General features: G+C 64.5%; 10 protein-coding genes and 3 pseudogenes. 4 read left to right on the top strand and 9 right to left on the bottom strand.

Translation table 11 applies throughout. The features are described from left to right. A pseudogene (locus VKI00_RS14255) lies at nucleotides 1-265 on the top strand (amino acid permease); the annotation flags it as partial. Between the two features lie 8 nt (nucleotides 266-273). Here the strand turns inward: VKI00_RS14255 and VKI00_RS14250 are convergent. After that, nucleotides 274-783, bottom strand: coding sequence for a MarR family winged helix-turn-helix transcriptional regulator (locus VKI00_RS14250; RefSeq protein WP_324438361.1), 510 nt, complete (start codon nucleotides 781-783; stop codon nucleotides 274-276). Nucleotides 784-873: 90 nt separating this feature from the next. Between VKI00_RS14250 and VKI00_RS14245 the strand changes: the two are divergent. From VKI00_RS14245 to VKI00_RS14235, 3 genes and pseudogenes are all read left to right on the top strand, one after another. Continuing rightward, a pseudogene (locus tag VKI00_RS14245) lies at nucleotides 874-1,140 on the top strand (NAD(P)-binding domain-containing protein); the annotation flags it as partial. Nucleotides 1,141-1,479: 339 nt separating this feature from the next. Then, on the top strand, nucleotides 1,480-2,043 hold the full coding sequence (locus VKI00_RS14240) for a YceI family protein (protein ID WP_324438369.1): 564 nt from the start codon (nucleotides 1,480-1,482) through the stop codon (nucleotides 2,041-2,043). Between the two features lie 265 nt (nucleotides 2,044-2,308). After that, on the top strand, nucleotides 2,309-2,593 hold the full coding sequence (locus VKI00_RS14235) for a hypothetical protein (protein ID WP_324438359.1): 285 nt from the start codon (nucleotides 2,309-2,311) through the stop codon (nucleotides 2,591-2,593). A gap of 300 nt (nucleotides 2,594-2,893) precedes the next feature. Here VKI00_RS14235 and VKI00_RS14230 read toward each other — a convergent pair whose 3' ends face one another. The 8 genes and pseudogenes from VKI00_RS14230 to VKI00_RS14195 form a co-directional block, all read right to left on the bottom strand. Further along, on the bottom strand, nucleotides 2,894-3,721 hold the full coding sequence (locus tag VKI00_RS14230) for an alpha/beta fold hydrolase (protein WP_324438367.1): 828 nt from the start codon (nucleotides 3,719-3,721) through the stop codon (nucleotides 2,894-2,896). Nucleotides 3,722-3,776: 55 nt separating this feature from the next. After that, on the bottom strand, nucleotides 3,777-5,501 hold the full coding sequence (locus VKI00_RS14225; protein WP_324438357.1) for a PHA/PHB synthase family protein: 1,725 nt from the start codon (nucleotides 5,499-5,501) through the stop codon (nucleotides 3,777-3,779). 342 nt (nucleotides 5,502-5,843) lie between these two features. After that, nucleotides 5,844-9,167 (bottom strand): protein kinase domain-containing protein, encoded by a 3,324-nt coding sequence (locus VKI00_RS14220; RefSeq protein WP_324438355.1) that lies wholly within the window; start codon nucleotides 9,165-9,167, stop codon nucleotides 5,844-5,846. Nucleotides 9,168-9,458: 291 nt separating this feature from the next. Then, complete coding sequence (locus VKI00_RS14215) at nucleotides 9,459-10,625, bottom strand: acyl-CoA dehydrogenase family protein (protein ID WP_324438354.1); 1,167 nt, start codon at nucleotides 10,623-10,625, stop codon at nucleotides 9,459-9,461. Nucleotides 10,626-10,657: 32 nt separating this feature from the next. Then, on the bottom strand, nucleotides 10,658-12,073 hold the full coding sequence (locus tag VKI00_RS14210) for an NAD(P)/FAD-dependent oxidoreductase (RefSeq protein WP_324438352.1): 1,416 nt from the start codon (nucleotides 12,071-12,073) through the stop codon (nucleotides 10,658-10,660). Beyond that, nucleotides 12,070-13,887: a DUF3556 domain-containing protein gene (locus VKI00_RS14205; RefSeq protein ID WP_324438350.1), complete on the bottom strand. Its 1,818-nt coding sequence runs from the start codon at nucleotides 13,885-13,887 to the stop codon at nucleotides 12,070-12,072. Before VKI00_RS14205 ends, VKI00_RS14210 begins: the two co-directional genes overlap by 4 nt. 55 nt (nucleotides 13,888-13,942) lie before the next feature. Continuing rightward, entirely contained in the window at nucleotides 13,943-15,409 is a 1,467-nt protein-coding gene (locus tag VKI00_RS14200) for a class I adenylate-forming enzyme family protein (protein WP_324438365.1), read from the bottom strand. A 387-nt stretch (nucleotides 15,410-15,796) separates the two neighbouring features. Next, nucleotides 15,797-17,452 (bottom strand): annotated as a pseudogene (locus tag VKI00_RS14195) (ATP-binding cassette domain-containing protein); the annotation flags it as partial. Nucleotides 17,453-17,640 lie beyond the last annotated feature (188 nt).

Raw genomic sequence — 17,640 nt, 5'->3', positions numbered from 1 at the left:
GCTGCGCCAGCAGTGGGAGGATTGGGACCCGGGGTTGGAGCTCAAGGTGTTGGACAGCCCGCACCGCAGCCTGGTCGCGCCGACGCTCGAATATGTGCGATCCGAGATCGACAAGGGCCGGCACGTCACCGTGTTGCTCGCCCAGGTCGAGCCTCGGCGCTGGCGCCACCGATTGCTGTATAACCAGCGCGGGGCGATTCTCGGGACCGCGCTCCGGCTGCGCACCAAGGCGCTGGTGGCGTCGCTGGGATTTCCCATCGACTGACGGTCTGCCTACCGCGCGTCTACTTTCCGGCTGCGGTTGGAGGTCTCGATGGCTTGGACGACCGCGCCGGCGGCCTTGCCGAGCTGTTGAAGCTGCGCCGGACTCAACGGCTTAACGACCAGCTCCTGCACTAGTTGCGCGTGACCAAGAGCCGCGCTACGGATCTTCTTTTCGCCGGGAGCGGTGAGCGTGACGGTGCTTGCTCTTCGGTCGTCCTCGCAGGGCCGCTTGGTGACCCATCCTCGCTTCTCTAATCGAGAGATCAGATGCGACAGTCGGGATAGCGATGAGTTCGCCCGGTAGGCGAGATCGGTCATCTGCAGCAAACCGCCGGGGGCTTCCGACAGCGACGCCAGAACCAAGTATTCGTACATCGAGAGCCCGGCGTGGCGTTGCAAATCGCTGTCAATTGCGCCGGGCAGCGTCATGAATAACCCCACGATCTGACGCCACGCCTGTTGTTGGTCGTCGTCGAGCCACGGTTCTCGTCGCGCATCACGTGCCGGGGTCAGATTCACGGGTCTCACCTTAGACCTCATTAGTTGACGCTTCAACTTTCACGGACTAACTTTGGTTGAAGCATCAACAATTTGATTGAAAGGACCAGCATGAAGTTCGGAATGATCGGTGCCGGAAGACTGTCCCGTGCCATCGCCGGCCACGCCATCAAGGCCGGCCACACCGTCGTCTTCAGCAACAGCCGCGGCCCCGAGACGCTCGGTGACCTGGTGGACGAGTTAGGCCCGCAAGCCTCGGCCGGCACCGTGGCCGAGGCCGCTGCCGCGGATCTCGTGATACTGACCGTCAATTGGGACCGGGTCCGCGATGCGCTGACCAGTCTCCCCTACCGCGAGGGGCGAATATTGATCGACGCCACGAACCAGTGGGCAGCACCGCCTCCTGATTTCATCGTCGACGAACTCGAGGTAGGTGGCAGCGAACTGGTGGCCGCACTGACCCCCGGGACACACGTCATCAAGGCGTTCGACAACATGTACGCCCCTAACATTGCGGCCGAGCCCACGACCGACATCGGCCGCCGGATCCTCTTCTACGCCGGCGACGATCAGGACTCGAAAGAGTTGTTCCGCTCTGTCGTCGATGACTTCGGGTTCGCACCCGTCGACCTCGGCCCCCTTCGAATGGGCCGGCTGATGCAGGTGGATGGACCCTTGACCGGGCTGCACGCCATCCGGGAGCCCGTCCGTCACCCCGTGCCGGGAAAGGCGAAAAGCCAAGTCGCACACACCGAACTGCCCGCTGGCACGTGGGCCATCGACCCGGCTCATTCATCGATCAGCTTCTCGGCGCGCCATCTCATGGTCGCCAAGGTGCGGGGCAGCCTCGGCGCATTCAGCGGTGCAATCATCGTTCCGAACGACGGCACGCCGTCGGTGTCCGCGGAGATCGCTATCGAATCGGTCAGCACTGGCAACGATGAACGTGATGCCCATCTGAAATCGGCAATGTTCTTCGACGTCGAGCACTACCCGACCGCAACCTTTGTCTCGACCGGCGTGTGGGCGGACGGCGGCGGCTACGTCCTCGAAGGTGAGTTCACCCTCAAAGGCGTCACCAAGCCGATCAGTATGGCCATGGAGTTCAACGGAACCAATCCCGGCATGGGCCGCGGCGCGGTCGCCGGGTTTCAAGCGTCAGTTGTACTGAACCGCAAGGACTTCGGAATCGACATCAATATGCCCTTAGAAACCGGCGGCGTTGTGCTGGGCGACAAGGTCGCCGTCACGTTGGACATCGAAGCGCTCAAGCAGACCTAGGAGTCTGCTGAATTAATCCCGCGTGGCGGATGGGTTTGGCCTGGCGTTTTCGGGATGATTGGTGGGTGCAGGGTCGGTCTGATGATCAGCGTGAGTTGTTGGATGCGGAGTCGATGAGTTGTGCAGCAACATCATTCGCTGCAAACTGCGCCGAGCGCGTACCGCCGGGAAAAGGCCAGAAATATCAGCTTGGTGGAGCGATTGAGCCCGATCTTGTTGGCTCGTGCGAAGTGTCGCGTGATCAGACTCGCTGAATGCGCTGTACATGCGTCGAACCAGCTCGGCGCCACCGAAAGCTGTCATCAGTTCTCCGGCCGAACCGCTAATAGAGGCCGCGCTGCGCGAGGATGACGGGAAGCATTTCAGGCGCGACATCGGCGGCCACGATGTGACCCAGTACCTCATTGCGACCGCACTGAGCCTGCTGCTCGGCATCATTCCGGGTACCGAAGACATCGCCGTCGCGCGACACTACATTGACGTCGTCGTACTTCCCGCTATCGTCACAGATCCACTCCGACCGCGCGCGGTGTTTCCCCGGCAAAGGTAGTCATCTCGACTAGACTGCGAGCACACCGCATGTAGTTGGAATTTGCATAATCCAGCTTTGATTCCGGCTGCGGCCCTCCGATTAGCTGTTCGCGATCCCCACGACCCGCACGGCGTCGATCGATGTTGAAAACTCCACGGCTCGCGACGTTGTCTCTGCGCGGGCGGGCGGTCTGGCGCTCCGATAGCCGTCCGCCGCCGCAACAACCGCTGTGGGTTCTTAGTCCCTATGCCATGTTTTGTCACGTTGACCTGCTCCGACATCGCAATGTCTCACCGAATTTGGGATTCCGTCGTCTTCTCAATCGCGACTACGGAACTTCTCGATCACGGGCGCGAGTTCGGCCGCGTTGGTGGTCACGTCGATATGGCCGCCGGCGTGCAAGTGCAGGGTCGAATGTGGCAATAGCCGACTCATGATGCGCGCATTGACGAGCGGGACGACGGGATCATCGAGACCGGCAATCACCAGCGTTCGTTGCCGGATCGCCGGCAACGCGAAGATGCTCGTCCACACCGACCCCGCCAACAGCTGATGCATGTACCCAATCCGCGAGCCGGCCATCAACTGCCGATCGAACAGCCGCTTCACGATCGAGGGATCAGTGCGGACCGTACCGCCGTACAGGTCGCCGGCGATAGAGGCTGCATATTCGTGGTCGAGAAATCGGCGAGGAGTGAGCATCTTCGCGAGCACCGCCGGCCGACCGGGCACCATGATGACACCTGTCCCGGTCGACACGAGTATCAAACGCCTGCACTGGAGTGGGTTCTGGAAGGCGAACTGCTGGGCCAGCGCCCCGCCCCACGAAAAACCGAGGATGTCGAGCGGCGCGCCCCGAAACCCCAGCTTCTTCAGCAGTCGACCCAAAATCACGGCCAGATACGGGAATCCGTACGGCAGCGCGGAGTCCGGCGAACCACCGGTGCCAGGCACGTCCAACCGCACCACCGTGGTCTGTGGGCACAGCTCCGCGACGAACGAGTCGAGCACTTCCAAGCTCGCGCCGATGCCGTTGCACAAGACTAGCGGCACGCCCTGGCCACGCCGGATGTCCACGCGAATCTGTTGTCCCAGCACCGAAACAAGGTGTTGCTCGCGGGCCTTCTCATCCTGCGCCGCGACCATCGCGACCACACGATCACGTCTGCGTACCACGTAGGCTCGATCTCGCAAAGCACGGTCACTTGTCGAGCACGTAGGTGCCCGGCGCGGGCTCGATCGGCGGCATGCACGAGCCGCCGGGCGCGTCGGGTGCAGCGATCACTTCGTGGTCGCGTTGTCCCAGCCAGTCGACATAGTCAGGCCACCACGAATCCGCGTGCTTGTCGACTTCTTGGGCCCAGGCCGCGGGATCGGTATCGTCGACAACCCCGACACGATAAGACGCCTTGGGGTTGCCGGGTGGGTTGACCAGTGCGGCGATATGCCCGCTGGACGACAGCACGAAGCGCAGATCGTTGCTGCCCAACAGCCGGGCACTCCGGTAACAGGCTTGCCAAGGCGAGATGTGGTCGGAGATGCCTGCGACCACATAGGTGTCCACGGTCAACTCGTGCAGGTCCACGGGAGTGCCCAACATGGTCACCGCGCCCGGGGTGGCCAACGCGTTGTGAAGGCCCAGCATCACCAAGTCGCGATGCAATGCGGCCGCCATGCGGGTGGTGTCCGCGTTCCAGAACAGCACGTCGAATGCGGCAGGCGACTTGCCCTCGACATAGTTGTTCACCCAGTAACGCCACACCAAGTCAGTCGGGCGCAACCAGGCGAACACCTCAGCCAGCGAGCGGCCGTCCATGTAGCCCTTTGTTGCCGATAGCCCGACCGCGATGTTCGCGGCGTGCTCGTCGATCGCCGCAGCCGCGAAACCGGCTTTGCGCTGATCGAGAACGGTCACCATCAACGTCAAGCTGGCCAGCCGGTCGCCCTGGCCGGTCGCGGCGAGATGCGCCGCGGTCATCGCCGCGAGGATCCCCCCTGAACACGACGCTTGCACGTGAGTTCTGGCGGATTGAGTGATCTTCTCCACCGCTTCCAACGCGTCGACGATAGCTTGGCCGTAAGTATCGAATCCCCAATTGCGATGCTCCGCAGTCGGATTGCGCCACGAGATCGCGAAAACCTGCAGCCCTTGGCGCAGGAAATACTCGACCATGCTGCGGCCCGGCGCGATGTCCATGACGTAGAACTTGTTGATCACCGGCGGGACCATAAGCAAAGGTACCGAGGATACTTTCTCTGTCAGCGGCGTGTACTGAATCAGCTCGAACACTTCGGATCGAAACACCACCGAACCCTCGGAGGTGGCGATGTCCTCGCCCAGTGTGAACGCTTCGCGGTCGACCATCGAGGGGACCCTCGGTGCAGACATCATGTCGCCGACGAAGTGGCGCAGTCCGCGCACCGCGCTGAGTCCGCCGGTGTCGATCAATGCCTTCCAGCCCAGCGGGCTCAGCAGCGGGTTATTACTGGGCGCCAACCCCTCGGTGATGCCGTCCAAAACAAACCGAATCCGCTCTGCGTCACGCCAGTCGAGATTGGCGTCCGCAAAAAGCTCGTCGACAGTCTTGACGGTCGCAAGGTACGCCTGCGTCGACCGCTTGAGCAATGGATTGCCCTGCCACGCGGCGTCGTTGAAGCGCTTGTCGCCCTTGGCCGGTTCGATCTCGGAATGGCCTTGAGCGATCGAGACCAGTTCTCGTAGTAGGGAACTGGCCCGAGACCCCAGCGTTCTTGGTTGTCTGGCCAAGTTCAGCGCGAACCTGCTCCACGACACGTTCGGCATCATGCGTTCGGCGACGCCGACGGCTGAACTGGTCAACAACAGGTCCAGCGGTGCCGCGAGTTCATCTGCGCCTTCGGAATTCGTCACGCCCCGAACGGTAGGCGCGGATCCGGCCGGCGCCATTGTCTTCCCGCGACTAAAGATCGAGGTGATCATTGTCGATTGGACGACACTTGTGTCCGCGGGACAAGTGCACCATTCATCTTCATCTGCTGCCGACAATGTCAAGCATCGAACGCAACTAGTAGCGTTGTCGCGGTCCTCCGGTCAACGATGCCCGACACACGTCGACATCATCTTCCGGATAAGGAAACGCACACAACGATAAGTACTCTCGAAACCGAGCCCTCCCCTCGAACGCGCGCGTAACACCCAAGTTGGCTGGCCGGGTGGCATTTGTCAACGGCGGCATGGACATGTGACGCCGAACGGGCCGTGGGGCCTCCGCTGGCACATCTTGTGCCACTAAGTGAGTCGCGCGTCGACCAGCAGCCGTGGCAGGCCTGATTCGGCGCACTTCGCAGCGGCTGGGGCCAGTTCGCTTTGAGCTTCAACTGCCCGGCCATCCGCTATGAGTGTTTCGACGAGGAGCAGTTGTGCCTGCAACGCCGCGAGGGGTCTCTGCTGGCTGTCGATTCCGGCGGCCAGATCGGCGGCCCGTCGCCACGCCTGCTCGCGGTCGTTGGCAGTGTCGCTCGCCGATAACAGGCGGACTGCGGACTCCTCGTCGAGTTCTGCTGTCACGGTGGCGATTCCATTGTCCCCTCTGGGGGCACGGGGCGATCGCAAACCGGCGGCCACGTCCTCCGGCAGCTCGATGCCCAGCCGGATCCGCTCGTTGTTGATCCCGGCGGCAAGGCGCTGCAGCTGCAGGTGGTCCGCCACCTTGGCCCCAGCGGCAAGACGATCGACCGCAGCACCGTGATCCCCTTGGGCTGCCTTGATCCGCGCACCGATCACATACCTGGCGCCGAAGAAGTCCACTATGCCGCCCTCGGCTCCGAGTAGATCGCTGTCACCCAATAGACGGGCAGCGCCGGCGAGATCACCAGTCTCATAGAGCAATTCCCCGAGAAGCGCACCCGCAAGCCGCGCCGCGTGCGAGTGCGGTCCGACTCTAGTGGCGATTTCGAATGCGTCTTGGAAGTTTGTCAGGGCGGCGGGGATGTCGAGCTGATATCGGGCGGCAATGCCGCCCAAGCAACGGCCATAGACTGTGGCAAACGGTCCCATTACCTCCTGGTAGGGAGCGGCCCAATTCAGCAACCTGTGCGCGGCGTCAAAGTCGAAGCGGTAGATCGCGGCGAAGGCGGCGGCATTGCCGGCGACTCCGGGCACCCACGGATGCAGGGTGTCCGGTCTCGACATCGCCTCGGCCACGAGATCGTCCACGCCCCCGATCCGATCGGCGAAGACTTCGGCGACCGCGCGCACCACGTCCGCCTCAGCGCGCAGATCTGCCCGCGTCGCATCGGGCAGGCCCGCGCGACCCAGGGCCGCCTCGAAGCGGTTCAGCGCCGCGTCGGTCAGAGCCGACCGTTGCAGAAGGATATTCGCCCAGGCAATGACGAGTTGCAGCCGAACTCGCGATACCACCAGCCGCGGTGGCAGCTTCGCCACAATCCCGAGCAGCGTCGTCATCTTCGATTGCTCAAGCAGATTCGTCTCGTCTTGCTCGACAAGTTCCACCGCGTGGCCGGGATCCCCCGCGGCCAGCGCATGATCGACAGCTTCGTTGAGGTGGCCGTGTTTGGCGAACCACGCCGACGCGGTCCGGTGGAGTTGTTCCACCCGGTCGGGCCGGTCACGTACCAGACGGCAGCGCAGAAACTCGGCGAACAAATGGTGGAAGCGGAACCAATCAGGGTCATCGTCGATCCGCTGCAGGAACAGGCCGCGCTGGGCGACCTCTTCTAGCATCGCCTGGCCGCGAGTCACCCCCGCCAACGCCGACGCCAGCGCGCCGCAGGTGCGCTCGGTGATTGCTGTCACCAGGAGGAACTCGCGCAACTCGGGTTCGAGGGTGTCCAGCACATTCTCCGCCAGGAAATCGCTGACCACGTCGCTGGCGCCGGACAGTCGGCCCAGGAGGCTGGTCGCATCGCCGCCGCCGCGCAGCGACAACGCCGCTAGCTGCAGGGCCGCGGCCCACCCGTCGGTCGACGCCGTCAATGCCTCCGCGTCGCCACGCGACAGCTGCAGGCCCCCCACATCGTTGAGGAACGACATCGCCTCATCGGTGTGGAAACGCAACGCACCAGCATCGATCTCGATCAACTCGTCACGCATCCGCAATCTGCCCAGCGGTAGTCCCGCGGAGGACTGGCTGGTCACGATCACCTGCAAGTGATGGCATCCGTTTTCCAGCAGAAAACCCAGAGCGGCAGTCGTTTCGGCGTCCGACACGCGGTGCCAGTCGTCGACCACCACCGCGGTCCGATCGTCTTGTTCGTGGATCTCCTCGATCAGCGACGTCAACACGTACCGACTCCCGTCATCGCCGTGCTCGTCCAGCACCTGGCGCAACGACTCGGCGAGAGCTGGACGCACCCGCCGGATCGACTCGAGCAGATGGGCCAGAAACCACACCGCGTTGTTGTCGTCGCCGTCGACCGTCAGCCAGGCGACTACGACGCCGGCGCGCAACAGTTCCTCACGCCACTGCGCCGCCAATGTGCTCTTGCCGAACCCCGACGGCGCGTGGATGAGGATCACCCGTCGCCGTCCGCCCGCACGAAGGACCTCGGTGAGTCGGCCGCGGGTCACCAGTGACCTCATAGGAAGCGGCGGACGGTACTTCGTCGCGGGTGTCGGCGGCGCCGTCGGCGCGGGGCTGTCTCGATGAATAGATTGCGGCACAGTGCTTCTGCGGCGCTCCACACCCAGCTCGACGGGACGGGCCATTTCGTCGACAGGGACGCCGCTGCGGCGCTGCATCTCCCGAAGCTCGTCGCCGAACTCGGCCGCGGTCGCCGGACGATCCGCCGGGTCAGTAGCCATGGCCCGTTCGATGACCGCGGCCACGTCATCCGACAACCCCTGCATTCGCAGGTCTGGGATCGGCTGCGAAGTAATCCGCACGAACTGAGCGACCACCTGCTCACCAGCGCGGCGCTCAAACGCGGCGTGGCCGGTCAGCGCACAAAACAGCGTCGCGCCCAGCGAATACACATCCGACGCCGGCGACGGCGATGCGCCCCCAAGCACCTCAGGCGCGGTGAACGCCGGTGAACCAGTTATAACCCCCGTCGCCGTCTCGAAACCCCCCGCAATCCTGGCGATTCCGAAATCAGTCAGTTGGGGTTCACCGTAGTCGGTCAGCAAGATGTTCCCGGGCTTAACGTCACGATGCAAGGTGCCCGCCCGATGCGCAGCTTCGAGCGCCCCCGCCAACTTCACGCCGATGCTGATCGTCTCGCACCAGTCAAGGGGCCCGTGCCGGCGGATCAGCGCCTCGAGCGAATCCTTTGCGTGATACTGCATCACGATGAACGGCCGGCCGCTGGCCATCACGCCGACCTGGAAGATATTCGTGATGTGCGGGTGCCCGGACAGGCGGCCCATCGCACGCTGCTCACGCAGGAACCGGTCGAGATTGCCCGGGTCAAGATCGGACGTCAAAACCTTGACGGCAACGGCGCGGTCCAACTCCGGCTGAGCGCAGCGGTACACGACGCCAAAGCCGCCGTGCCCGATCTCCTCGATATCCTCAAATCCCGCCTCACGCATTTCGGCGGGTATGTCCGCAAGGAGACTCCGCTCTGTCGCAAGCGGATCAACGTCGGCCATCGACGGTCACTGTCCTCGGCGCTGGAGGCTGTTCACCTCCGGTTGATTGACTCCTAACCTCACAGTATCGCCGATCAGTGCGACCCTGTGGGAGATCCAACCGTTCGCCCACATGCTGTCAGCTCGGCAATGGTCAGGGCCTCCTCGCAGTTTGTGTAGCTCGGTAAGCGCCTGTATCGGCCGCGGGTACCGCGTAGTTTGCCGATGCGGTTCGACTCGACCTGGCGCCGCAGTTGGGCGCGGACCGCGTCCGCGTCGACCGTCGCGTCGGGCGCCACCGATCTTGATTGATCACGTGGCCAGCAGCGCGCGGGACATCACGATGTGCTGAATCTGGTTGGTGCCCTCGTAGATTTGGGTGATCTTGGCGTCCCGCATCATTCTTTCGACGGGAAAGTCGCGGGTATATCCGGCGCCGCCCAGCAGCTGGACCGCTGACTCGGTGACATCCATGGCTACGTCGGAGGCGAAGCACTTGGCGGCCGCCGAGATGAAACTGAGGCCGTGCTCGCCGCGCTGGGCCCGGGCCGCGGCGGTGTACACCATCAGCCTTGCGGCCTCGACCTTCATCGCCATTGCGGCCAGCTCGAATTGGACGGCCTGGAAACTCGATAACGACTTGCCGAATTGCTTGCGGTCTTTGGTGTATGCGATCGCGGCGTCCAAGGCGCCCTGGGCTACGCCGACGGCTTGTGCGCCGACCGTGGGGCGGGTGTGGTCGAGGGTCTTCAGCGCGGTCTTCAGGCCGGTGCCGGGTTCGCCGATGATCCGGTCTCCGGGGATGTGGCAGTTCTCGAAATACAGCTCGGTGGTGGGTGACCCTTTGATACCCATTTTTCGTTCTTTCGGGCCGACGCTGAATCCTTCGTCGTCTTTGTGCACCATGAACGCTGATATGCCATTGGCGCCCTTGTCGGGGTCGGTCACCGCCATCACGGTGTACCAAGTGGACTTGCCGCCGTTGGTGATCCAGCACTTGGTGCCGTTGAGGATCCAGTCCTCGCCGTCGGCGCGGGCGCGGGTTCGCATGCTGGCGGTGTCCGATCCGGCCTCCCGCTCGGACAGCGCGTAGGAGGCCATCGCGCCGTTCGCAATGTCGGGGAGCACCTGCTGTTTGAGGTCCTCGGCGCCGGAAAGAATCAGCCCCATGGTGCCAAGCTTGTTCACCGCCGGGATCAATGACGAGGAGCAGCAGCCGCGGGCGATCTCTTCGATCACGATGCAGGTGGCCACGGCATCGGCCCCTTGGCCCCCATAGGCCTCGGGGATGTGCACGGCGTTAAAGCCGGGCTGGTTGAGCGCATCGAGGGCTTCCTGCGGGAAGCGTTCGTTCTCGTCGCAGTCGGCCGCGAACGGCACGATGTCGCGCTCAGTCAACGCGCGAATCGCCGTACGCAATTCATCATGCTCCTTGGTCAGACTGAATAGATCGAACGACGGATCGATGGCGGTGTTCATGGGTTTCCTAATGTCGGGGTTGTGCGGTTCGTTCAGTGGTTGAGTTCGGTGAGTGCCCTCTGGGCGGCGTTATATCCACACATCCCATGCGCACCGGGACCGGGTGGGGTGGCCGCCGAGCAGATGTACATTCCGCGCAGCCCAATGCTATACGGCGACAATGTGATTCGGGGGCCGAAGGTGAGTTGGCGGATATCCTTGGCGCCTGTCATGATGTCGCCGCCGACGAAATTGTTGTTATAGGTTGCCATTTGCGTCGTTGCGCGGACGGTGTGTCCGATGATGCGATCGCGGAAGCCAGGTGCAAATCGCTCGATCTGGGCGATGATCGCCGCGGTGGCGTCACCGCTGTAGCCGTTTGGCACATGGGCATAGGTCCACACCGGATCAACGTTGCCCACGGAGCGCCCCGGGTCAGCCAGATACTGCTGGCCGACCAGCACGAACGGTCGCTCGGGCATGCGCCCGGCGTGAATGTCGCGTTCGTTGGCCGCCAGTTCGGCCAACGAGCCGACGACGTGCACGGTGCCGGCCCGACGGGCGTCGGCATTGGTCCATGGCACGCCGCCTTCGACGGCGAAGTCGACCTTGAACGCCCCCGGGCCCTGCCGGAAGCGCCGGTAGGCGCGGGCCGCCCGCGCCGGCAGGCGATCACCGACAATCCGGGCGACGGCGTCGGGCGCCAGGTCGAACATCGTCACGTCGGCCGACGGCAGTTGTGAGGCTGCCTCGACGCGGGTGCCGGTCTCGATCTTGCCGCCCAGATCGGCCAGCAGCAATGCCAGCGCGTTGGTGATCGACTGCGAACCGCCGGCCGCCACTGCCCAGCCGTGGCGATGGCCAGCGGTGATGATGCCCAGCCCGATCGCCGAGGTCATCGGATAGTGCAGCGGCCGGAAGGCGTGTGCGGCAACACCTCCGAACAATGCTCGCGCTTCAGCGGTACGAAACCACTTGGCGAGGGCCGAAGCCGGCAGCACCGTCGGGGCACCGAAGCGTGCCAGCACCATCGGGTGGTGCGGGAGCCGTAGCAGCGGCCCCATGATGTCCTCAGACAGCGCATCGAACCTCGCCGACGACCAGCCGAACAGCCGGCGCCACCGTGATCCGTCGGGACCCAGGCCGGCCGCGGTGTGGTCGACCGAGCGATATAGCACTCCGGCGCTGCCGCCGTCGAGCGGATGGACACAGTCGATTTCGGGTAGCCGCCACGAGAGGCCGTAATGATCCAAGCCGAGGCCGGTGAGAAAGGGCGAGCCGACTGCCATCGGATGGATCGCCGAGCAGTGGTCATGCAGCAGGCCCGGCAGGATCGCCTCGCTGCTGCGGGTGCCGCCGCCGATCTCGTCGGCTGCCTCTAGCACGGTCACTTGCACGCCGGCTTTGGCCAGGGTCACCGCGGCGGCCAGGCCGTTAGGCCCGGCCCCCACAACGATCGCGGTGCTCATGCGAGAACTCCTTCCTGGTGAACGTGCCCGTTGTGGATCGCGGCCTGCGCCGCCGGTGCCTTATGCGCCGCCCAAGTGACCTGGGTGGGAATCGGGCCGTTGGGCAGCCAGGGCTGCTCAGCGACAGCGTCGGCCACCTTCCAGGTGCCGCGCTCGATCACGCCGAGCGCGGCGTCGATGACCTTGTAGTGCTGGACCTTACTGCCCCAGCCCTGCGACTCCACCCACGCGACCACCAGCTCACCTGGCTCGAACCCGACCTCTTGCTGCACGGCGGCGATGAGGTCTTCGTTGTGCAGGTGTCCGTCACCGAAGTTGAACCCGATCAGCGAGTTGCAGGTGAACTCCGCCTCGCGAACTGTGCGGGTGTCGATGTCGGGCAGGTTGTTCAGCAGCACCGAGAACAGGCCGCGGCCCTGGCTGTGCATGGTGCGCCAGGCGAGCGTCGACTGCAGGGTGATCTCGGCCCACTGCGGCTCGTAGCCAAACTCGATGAACTGGTCGAGCTGGTTTTTCGCGGAGCGGGTGACCTTGTCCAGCTTGGCCTCCGACCCAGGAGCGAACGCCCACACCGCCGAGGCCCAGTTGCCGGCGTACTGGCGCATCGAGGGCAAGAACGACACTTTGTCGGGACGGAAGTTGCCCAGGATCGGGAAGAACAGCAGCGCAGCCACCACCGCCACGGTCAGCCACGGCGAGGACATGTCCGTCACCGCGAAGCCGCGCCAGGCCGGAAAGCCAAGGAACAAAAACACCGTCGCGTAGGCGAACAGCACGTTCCACTCCAACGGCACCGCGATCGGGAACGTCGAGACGATGAACAGATGGAACGCCACCATCAGCAGCGCAGCAGGCATCGTGAGCCACGGCCACGGCGAGAACAGCAGGGTCAGCGGGGCGATGATTTCGACGGTGGTGCCGGCGACGTGGGCCATCAGGTCGGCCACCCGAGACGGGCGCAGGTCGCGGGGGAAGTCGCGGTAGTGCGCCCTCTTGACCCACTTGAACGGAACCGACGGGCTGTTGCTGACCATCGGCGGGATGACGTTGGCGAAGTGCTTGCCGAACTTCGACACCCCGGCGCCGACCCAGACCGCCACGATCAGCAGCTTGAGCGCGATGATCATGTCGCTGAACGGGAACGCCGCAAAGATGATCAGCGCCGGCAGGTACTGCTCGCCGCGTGCGCCCAGGAACACCGTCTTGTCACGCAGGCCCATCAGCACCAACAGCACGATCGGCGCGATGAGCAGCGCCGGGTTGACCAAACCGGAGGTGTTGGCCGGCATCACCGCCGACAGCGAATCACTGTGCACGCCGGGCGAAAACAGCGCAACCGCGACGCTCGCGAGCAGCGTGACATACAGTGCGACGTCGAAACGGGTGCGCCGGTCACCGGCGGTGAAGGGCACCCACTTCCACGGCCGTAGCCGGATGGTGCCCGGGCGTGCCCAGAACAGGACGCCCCCGGTCATCGGCTTGACCTTGCCGGCCAGCGGACCCCACGATCCGGCCACGTTCAAGAGCTCGAGCAGCACCGTCCACAAGATGGCCTTCTCGTACACGATCGGCTGGTTCCACCACTGTGAGACATGCCAGAACGCGGGCAGCCCCGACGTCAGCGTGGCTGCCACAATCGCGCCCAGGGCGTAGAACAACACCAACTTGGCGATGTAGATGACGTGAATTATCCGTGGCGATCCGAAACCGTTCTCGGCCCAGTTCAGCGCCAGGATGCGCATCCGCTCCATCAGCGGCTTTTGTAGGAAGGTGTCCGGATCCACGTCGGGGAATTCGGGTTTGGTGAAGCTCATTTCTGCTCTCCTATATGTGTGTTGGGTGGGTGGTGGATGGTTGTTGTGGTTGGGTTCAGTCGGTTATGGCGAGCCGTTGCCGCAAACTGCGTTTGTCGAGCTTTCCGACGGCATTTTTCGGCAGCTCGTCGAGGATCGTGATCTCAACGGGCAGTTTGTATTTCGACAACGACTCGGTTAGGTGCTCGCGGATCAGGTCGACTTCGAGTTGCTTGCCGGGATGCAGCGAGACGAACAGCACCGGCTCTTCGCCGTAGACCGGATTGGGCCGGCCGACGACCGCGGCGTCGGCGATCTGCGGCAGCTGGTGCACCACGGCTTCGATCTCGCGGGGATAGATGTTCTCCCCGCCGCGGATGATCATGTCCTTCGCCCGGTCGACCAGGACCAGATAGCCGTCCTCGTCGAAGCGCCCAACGTCGCCGGTGTGCAACCAGCCGTCGACAATCGTGTTCGCGGTCTCCTCGGGACGGTTGAGGTAGCCGCGCATGACGTTGGGGCCTTTGATCACGACCTCGCCAGCTTCACCGTCCGCCACCGGCTCACCGCTGGCGTCCACCAGCCGAATTGTCTGACCGGGCAGTGGCAGTCCCACCGTCCCGGCCTTACGTGGGCCGTCCAGCGGATTGATAGTGCTGGCGCAGGTTCCCTCCGAAAGGCCGTAGCCCTCGATAATCGGGATGCCGTAACGCGATTGAAACTGCTCGAGCAGCTCGACGCTGGCGGGCGCGGCGCCGCAGATGGCGAACCGGACCGACGAGGTGTCGGGCGCTACCTCGGCTGGCAGACCACATAGCATCGTGTAAATCGTTGGGACAGCGGAGAAATAAGTGGCACCGCTCTGCTCAACATGGGAGAAGAACGTCTTCGGGCTGAACCGGCCGGCGATAGTCATACGCCCGCCGGCCAGCAAGGGCGACAGGGTCCCGATAACGATCCCGTTGACGTGGAACAGCGGCAGGATCAGCAGGCTGTGGTCGGCGGCGCTGATTTCCAACGCGTCGATCACGGCGCGACACATCGCGGTCAGGTTGGCGTGGTCGAGCATCACACCCTTGGGCCGGCCCGTAGTCCCGCTCGTGTAGATCAGCAGCGCCAGCGCGTCCTCGTCAAGGTGCGTCGGGTACAACACCCCGTAGGCGGGTTGCGCTGTCAAGTCGCTGGCGATCACCACCTGCCGCCCACCGGTGTCGAACTCGGGCAAAGTGTCGACGATCACCACTGTGGCGGCGGCGTCGGCAAGCTGATACTGCACTTCTGCGGGTCGCAGCGAGGGATTGATCGGCGTGACCGCCGCACCCACGCGCCACGCCGCGAACAGCGACACCACAAAGGCGGCCGTATTGGGCAGCATGATCCCCACCACATCACCGCGCGATACACCAAATCGGCGAAGTGATGCCCCGGCCCGGCGCACCGCCTCCAAGAACTGGCCGTTGGTCAGGCTGACGTTGTCATCGGCGACGGCAGGGCCCTCGGGATCCGTCACCGCCCGCAACTCGGGCAGTGCCCGTAGGTTCATGTGTGCTCCTCGATGGCAGCGGATCGGGTGATGGGCGACAACGCTAGGGGCCGGGGTGAGGTGCGACACCGTCGTCAACCCATGAAGATGGGTCAGGCTTTTGTTGGCCCACGACAACTCGGGCTGGGGATGGGTGGCGAGACGCGGGGTCCTCATCGAGGATCCGCGTGGGATTTGCCGCCGGGTCGCGCCGAAGACGTCGGCGTCCAGTCCGCCGACCGCGGCGCCATTGGAGGGTTGGGTAGATTCTGCTGAGCACACCGTCGAGAGCACCTCGACCGCCGCGGGCAGCGATAAACTGCCCGCGGGGGAATCAGCGCTGTCGGCCACCCGAAGCCGGCGCAGCAGCCGGGCAGAGCCGCGGTACCGGTGTCCCATCAGGCTGTTGAGCCGGATTTTCCACCGCACCAACCCGGCGCAGAGCACGCTGAGCGCAGCGAGTATCGCCATGTCGACCAGCCAGCTCGACGGGGTGTTCGCCCAGTGTGAGTCCTTGGGGGATAGCGGGCCGGGCACCAGGGAGTTGAGGTCGACCGTGGCGGCCGAGGCGGCGAAGCCCCACCGGGCCGGGGTCACCCAAGACAACGTGTCCAGCAGCAGTCGGTCGGTCACCGGGATCATCCCGCCGGAGAACACCAGCTGCGCCATCACCGCCACCACCAGCAGCGGCATGATCTGCTCGTGGGAGCGGGCCAGCGCCGAGAGCGCCAGACCCAGCAGGGCCGACGCCACGCACGTCGCGGCGATATCGACGAACAACTCGACGCTGGCGTTTGGCAACAACACGGCACCCTGGGTCGGCGCGCCTTTGCCGCAGATCGTGATCGCGACCAAGATCGCCGACTCAATCACCGCCGCCAGGCCATACACCCCGACCTTGGCCAGCAGGTACGCCCCGCTACACAGGCCGACGGCCTGCTCACGCCGAAAAATCGCCCGCTCACTGATCAGGTCACGGATCGTCAGTGCGATGCCCATGAAGACGGCGCCGACGTTGAGCAGCACCAGGATCTGGCCCGGTTCGTTCGGGGAATCACCCAATGGGTCAGGGATGCCGAAACCGACGTGTCCGCACACCGCAAGCGCGAGCACGCCCAGGATGAACGGCAGCAACGCAAGGAACGCGAAGTGACCGCGGTCAGCGACGATCAGCCGCACCTGGCGGCGTGCGATCGTCGAGAACTGCCGCCAGGGACACACCCGCATCGTCTCGCCCAACTCGCCCGGGCGGTCGATCTCCGCCGACGCGGACGCGGCACTGGCGGCGGCCTGCTCGGTCCGCCTGCGGAAGCTGCGGTGAACCCCGTCCGGGTCGGCACCGACCTTGATGAAGATGTCAGCCCAATTGGTGCTGCCCATCGCCGGACCGATCTCGCTGGGGGGCCCGCAGAACGCGGTCTTGCCGCCAGGGGCCAGCAATAGCACCTGGTCGCACACGTCAAGGTGCGTCAGAGAGTGCGTCACTACGACAACGGCTCGCCCGGCGTCAGCCAGCTGGCGCAGCTTGGTCATCACATGTCGATCCAGTGCCGGGTCCAAGCCCGAGGTGGGTTCGTCGAAGATCAACAGCGACGGTCCGGTCAGCAGCTCCATCGCCACCGACGCCCGCTTTCGCTGCCCTCCGGACAACTTGTCCACCCGTGTCTGAGCGTGGGCGGTCATCTCCAGCTCTTCGAGTACCCGCGTCATCGCCTCGCGACGGTCGTCCTTGGTGGCCTCCGGCGGCAGCCGCAACTCGGCGGCGTAGCCAAGGGCCTGTTCCACCGTCAGCTGGTGATGCACCACGTCGTCCTGGGGCACCATGCCGATCCGTCCGCGCAGCAACCCGGAACTTTTGTGGATGTCGTGGCCGTCGAAAGACACCCTGCCCCTGCTCGGCCGCGTCGCCCCGGCGATCAACCTCGCCAGGGTCGACTTCCCGGCACCCGAGGGCCCGATTACCGCCGTCAGGGTGCCCGGCCGGGCGGAAAACGAGACATCATCCAGCAACGTCCGTCGACGCCCGATCGTCAGGCCGACCCCGCGGACCTCGAGGCCCGCGGCGGCGGTGACCGCTTCAGTCTCGTTGCCACATAGCGGAGTTTCGATCAGACGGCTCGCGTCGACCACCGCGGTGTCGTCGCTGACGCGTTGCTCGATCTCGACGCCCCCGGGGATGACGAAGTCGGTGGCCGCGGAGGTCTGCAGGTCCATCTCCATCGCGTCCAGCTCGTTGTCAGCCGGGATGGCGT

Source organism: Mycobacterium sp. (genome assembly GCF_035314665.1).
In the GTDB taxonomy this organism is placed as follows: Bacteria; Actinomycetota; Actinomycetes; order Mycobacteriales; family Mycobacteriaceae; genus Mycobacterium.
Note: the sequence above shows the minus strand (reverse complement) of the source record. Positions and strands in the feature narration are given on the sequence as shown.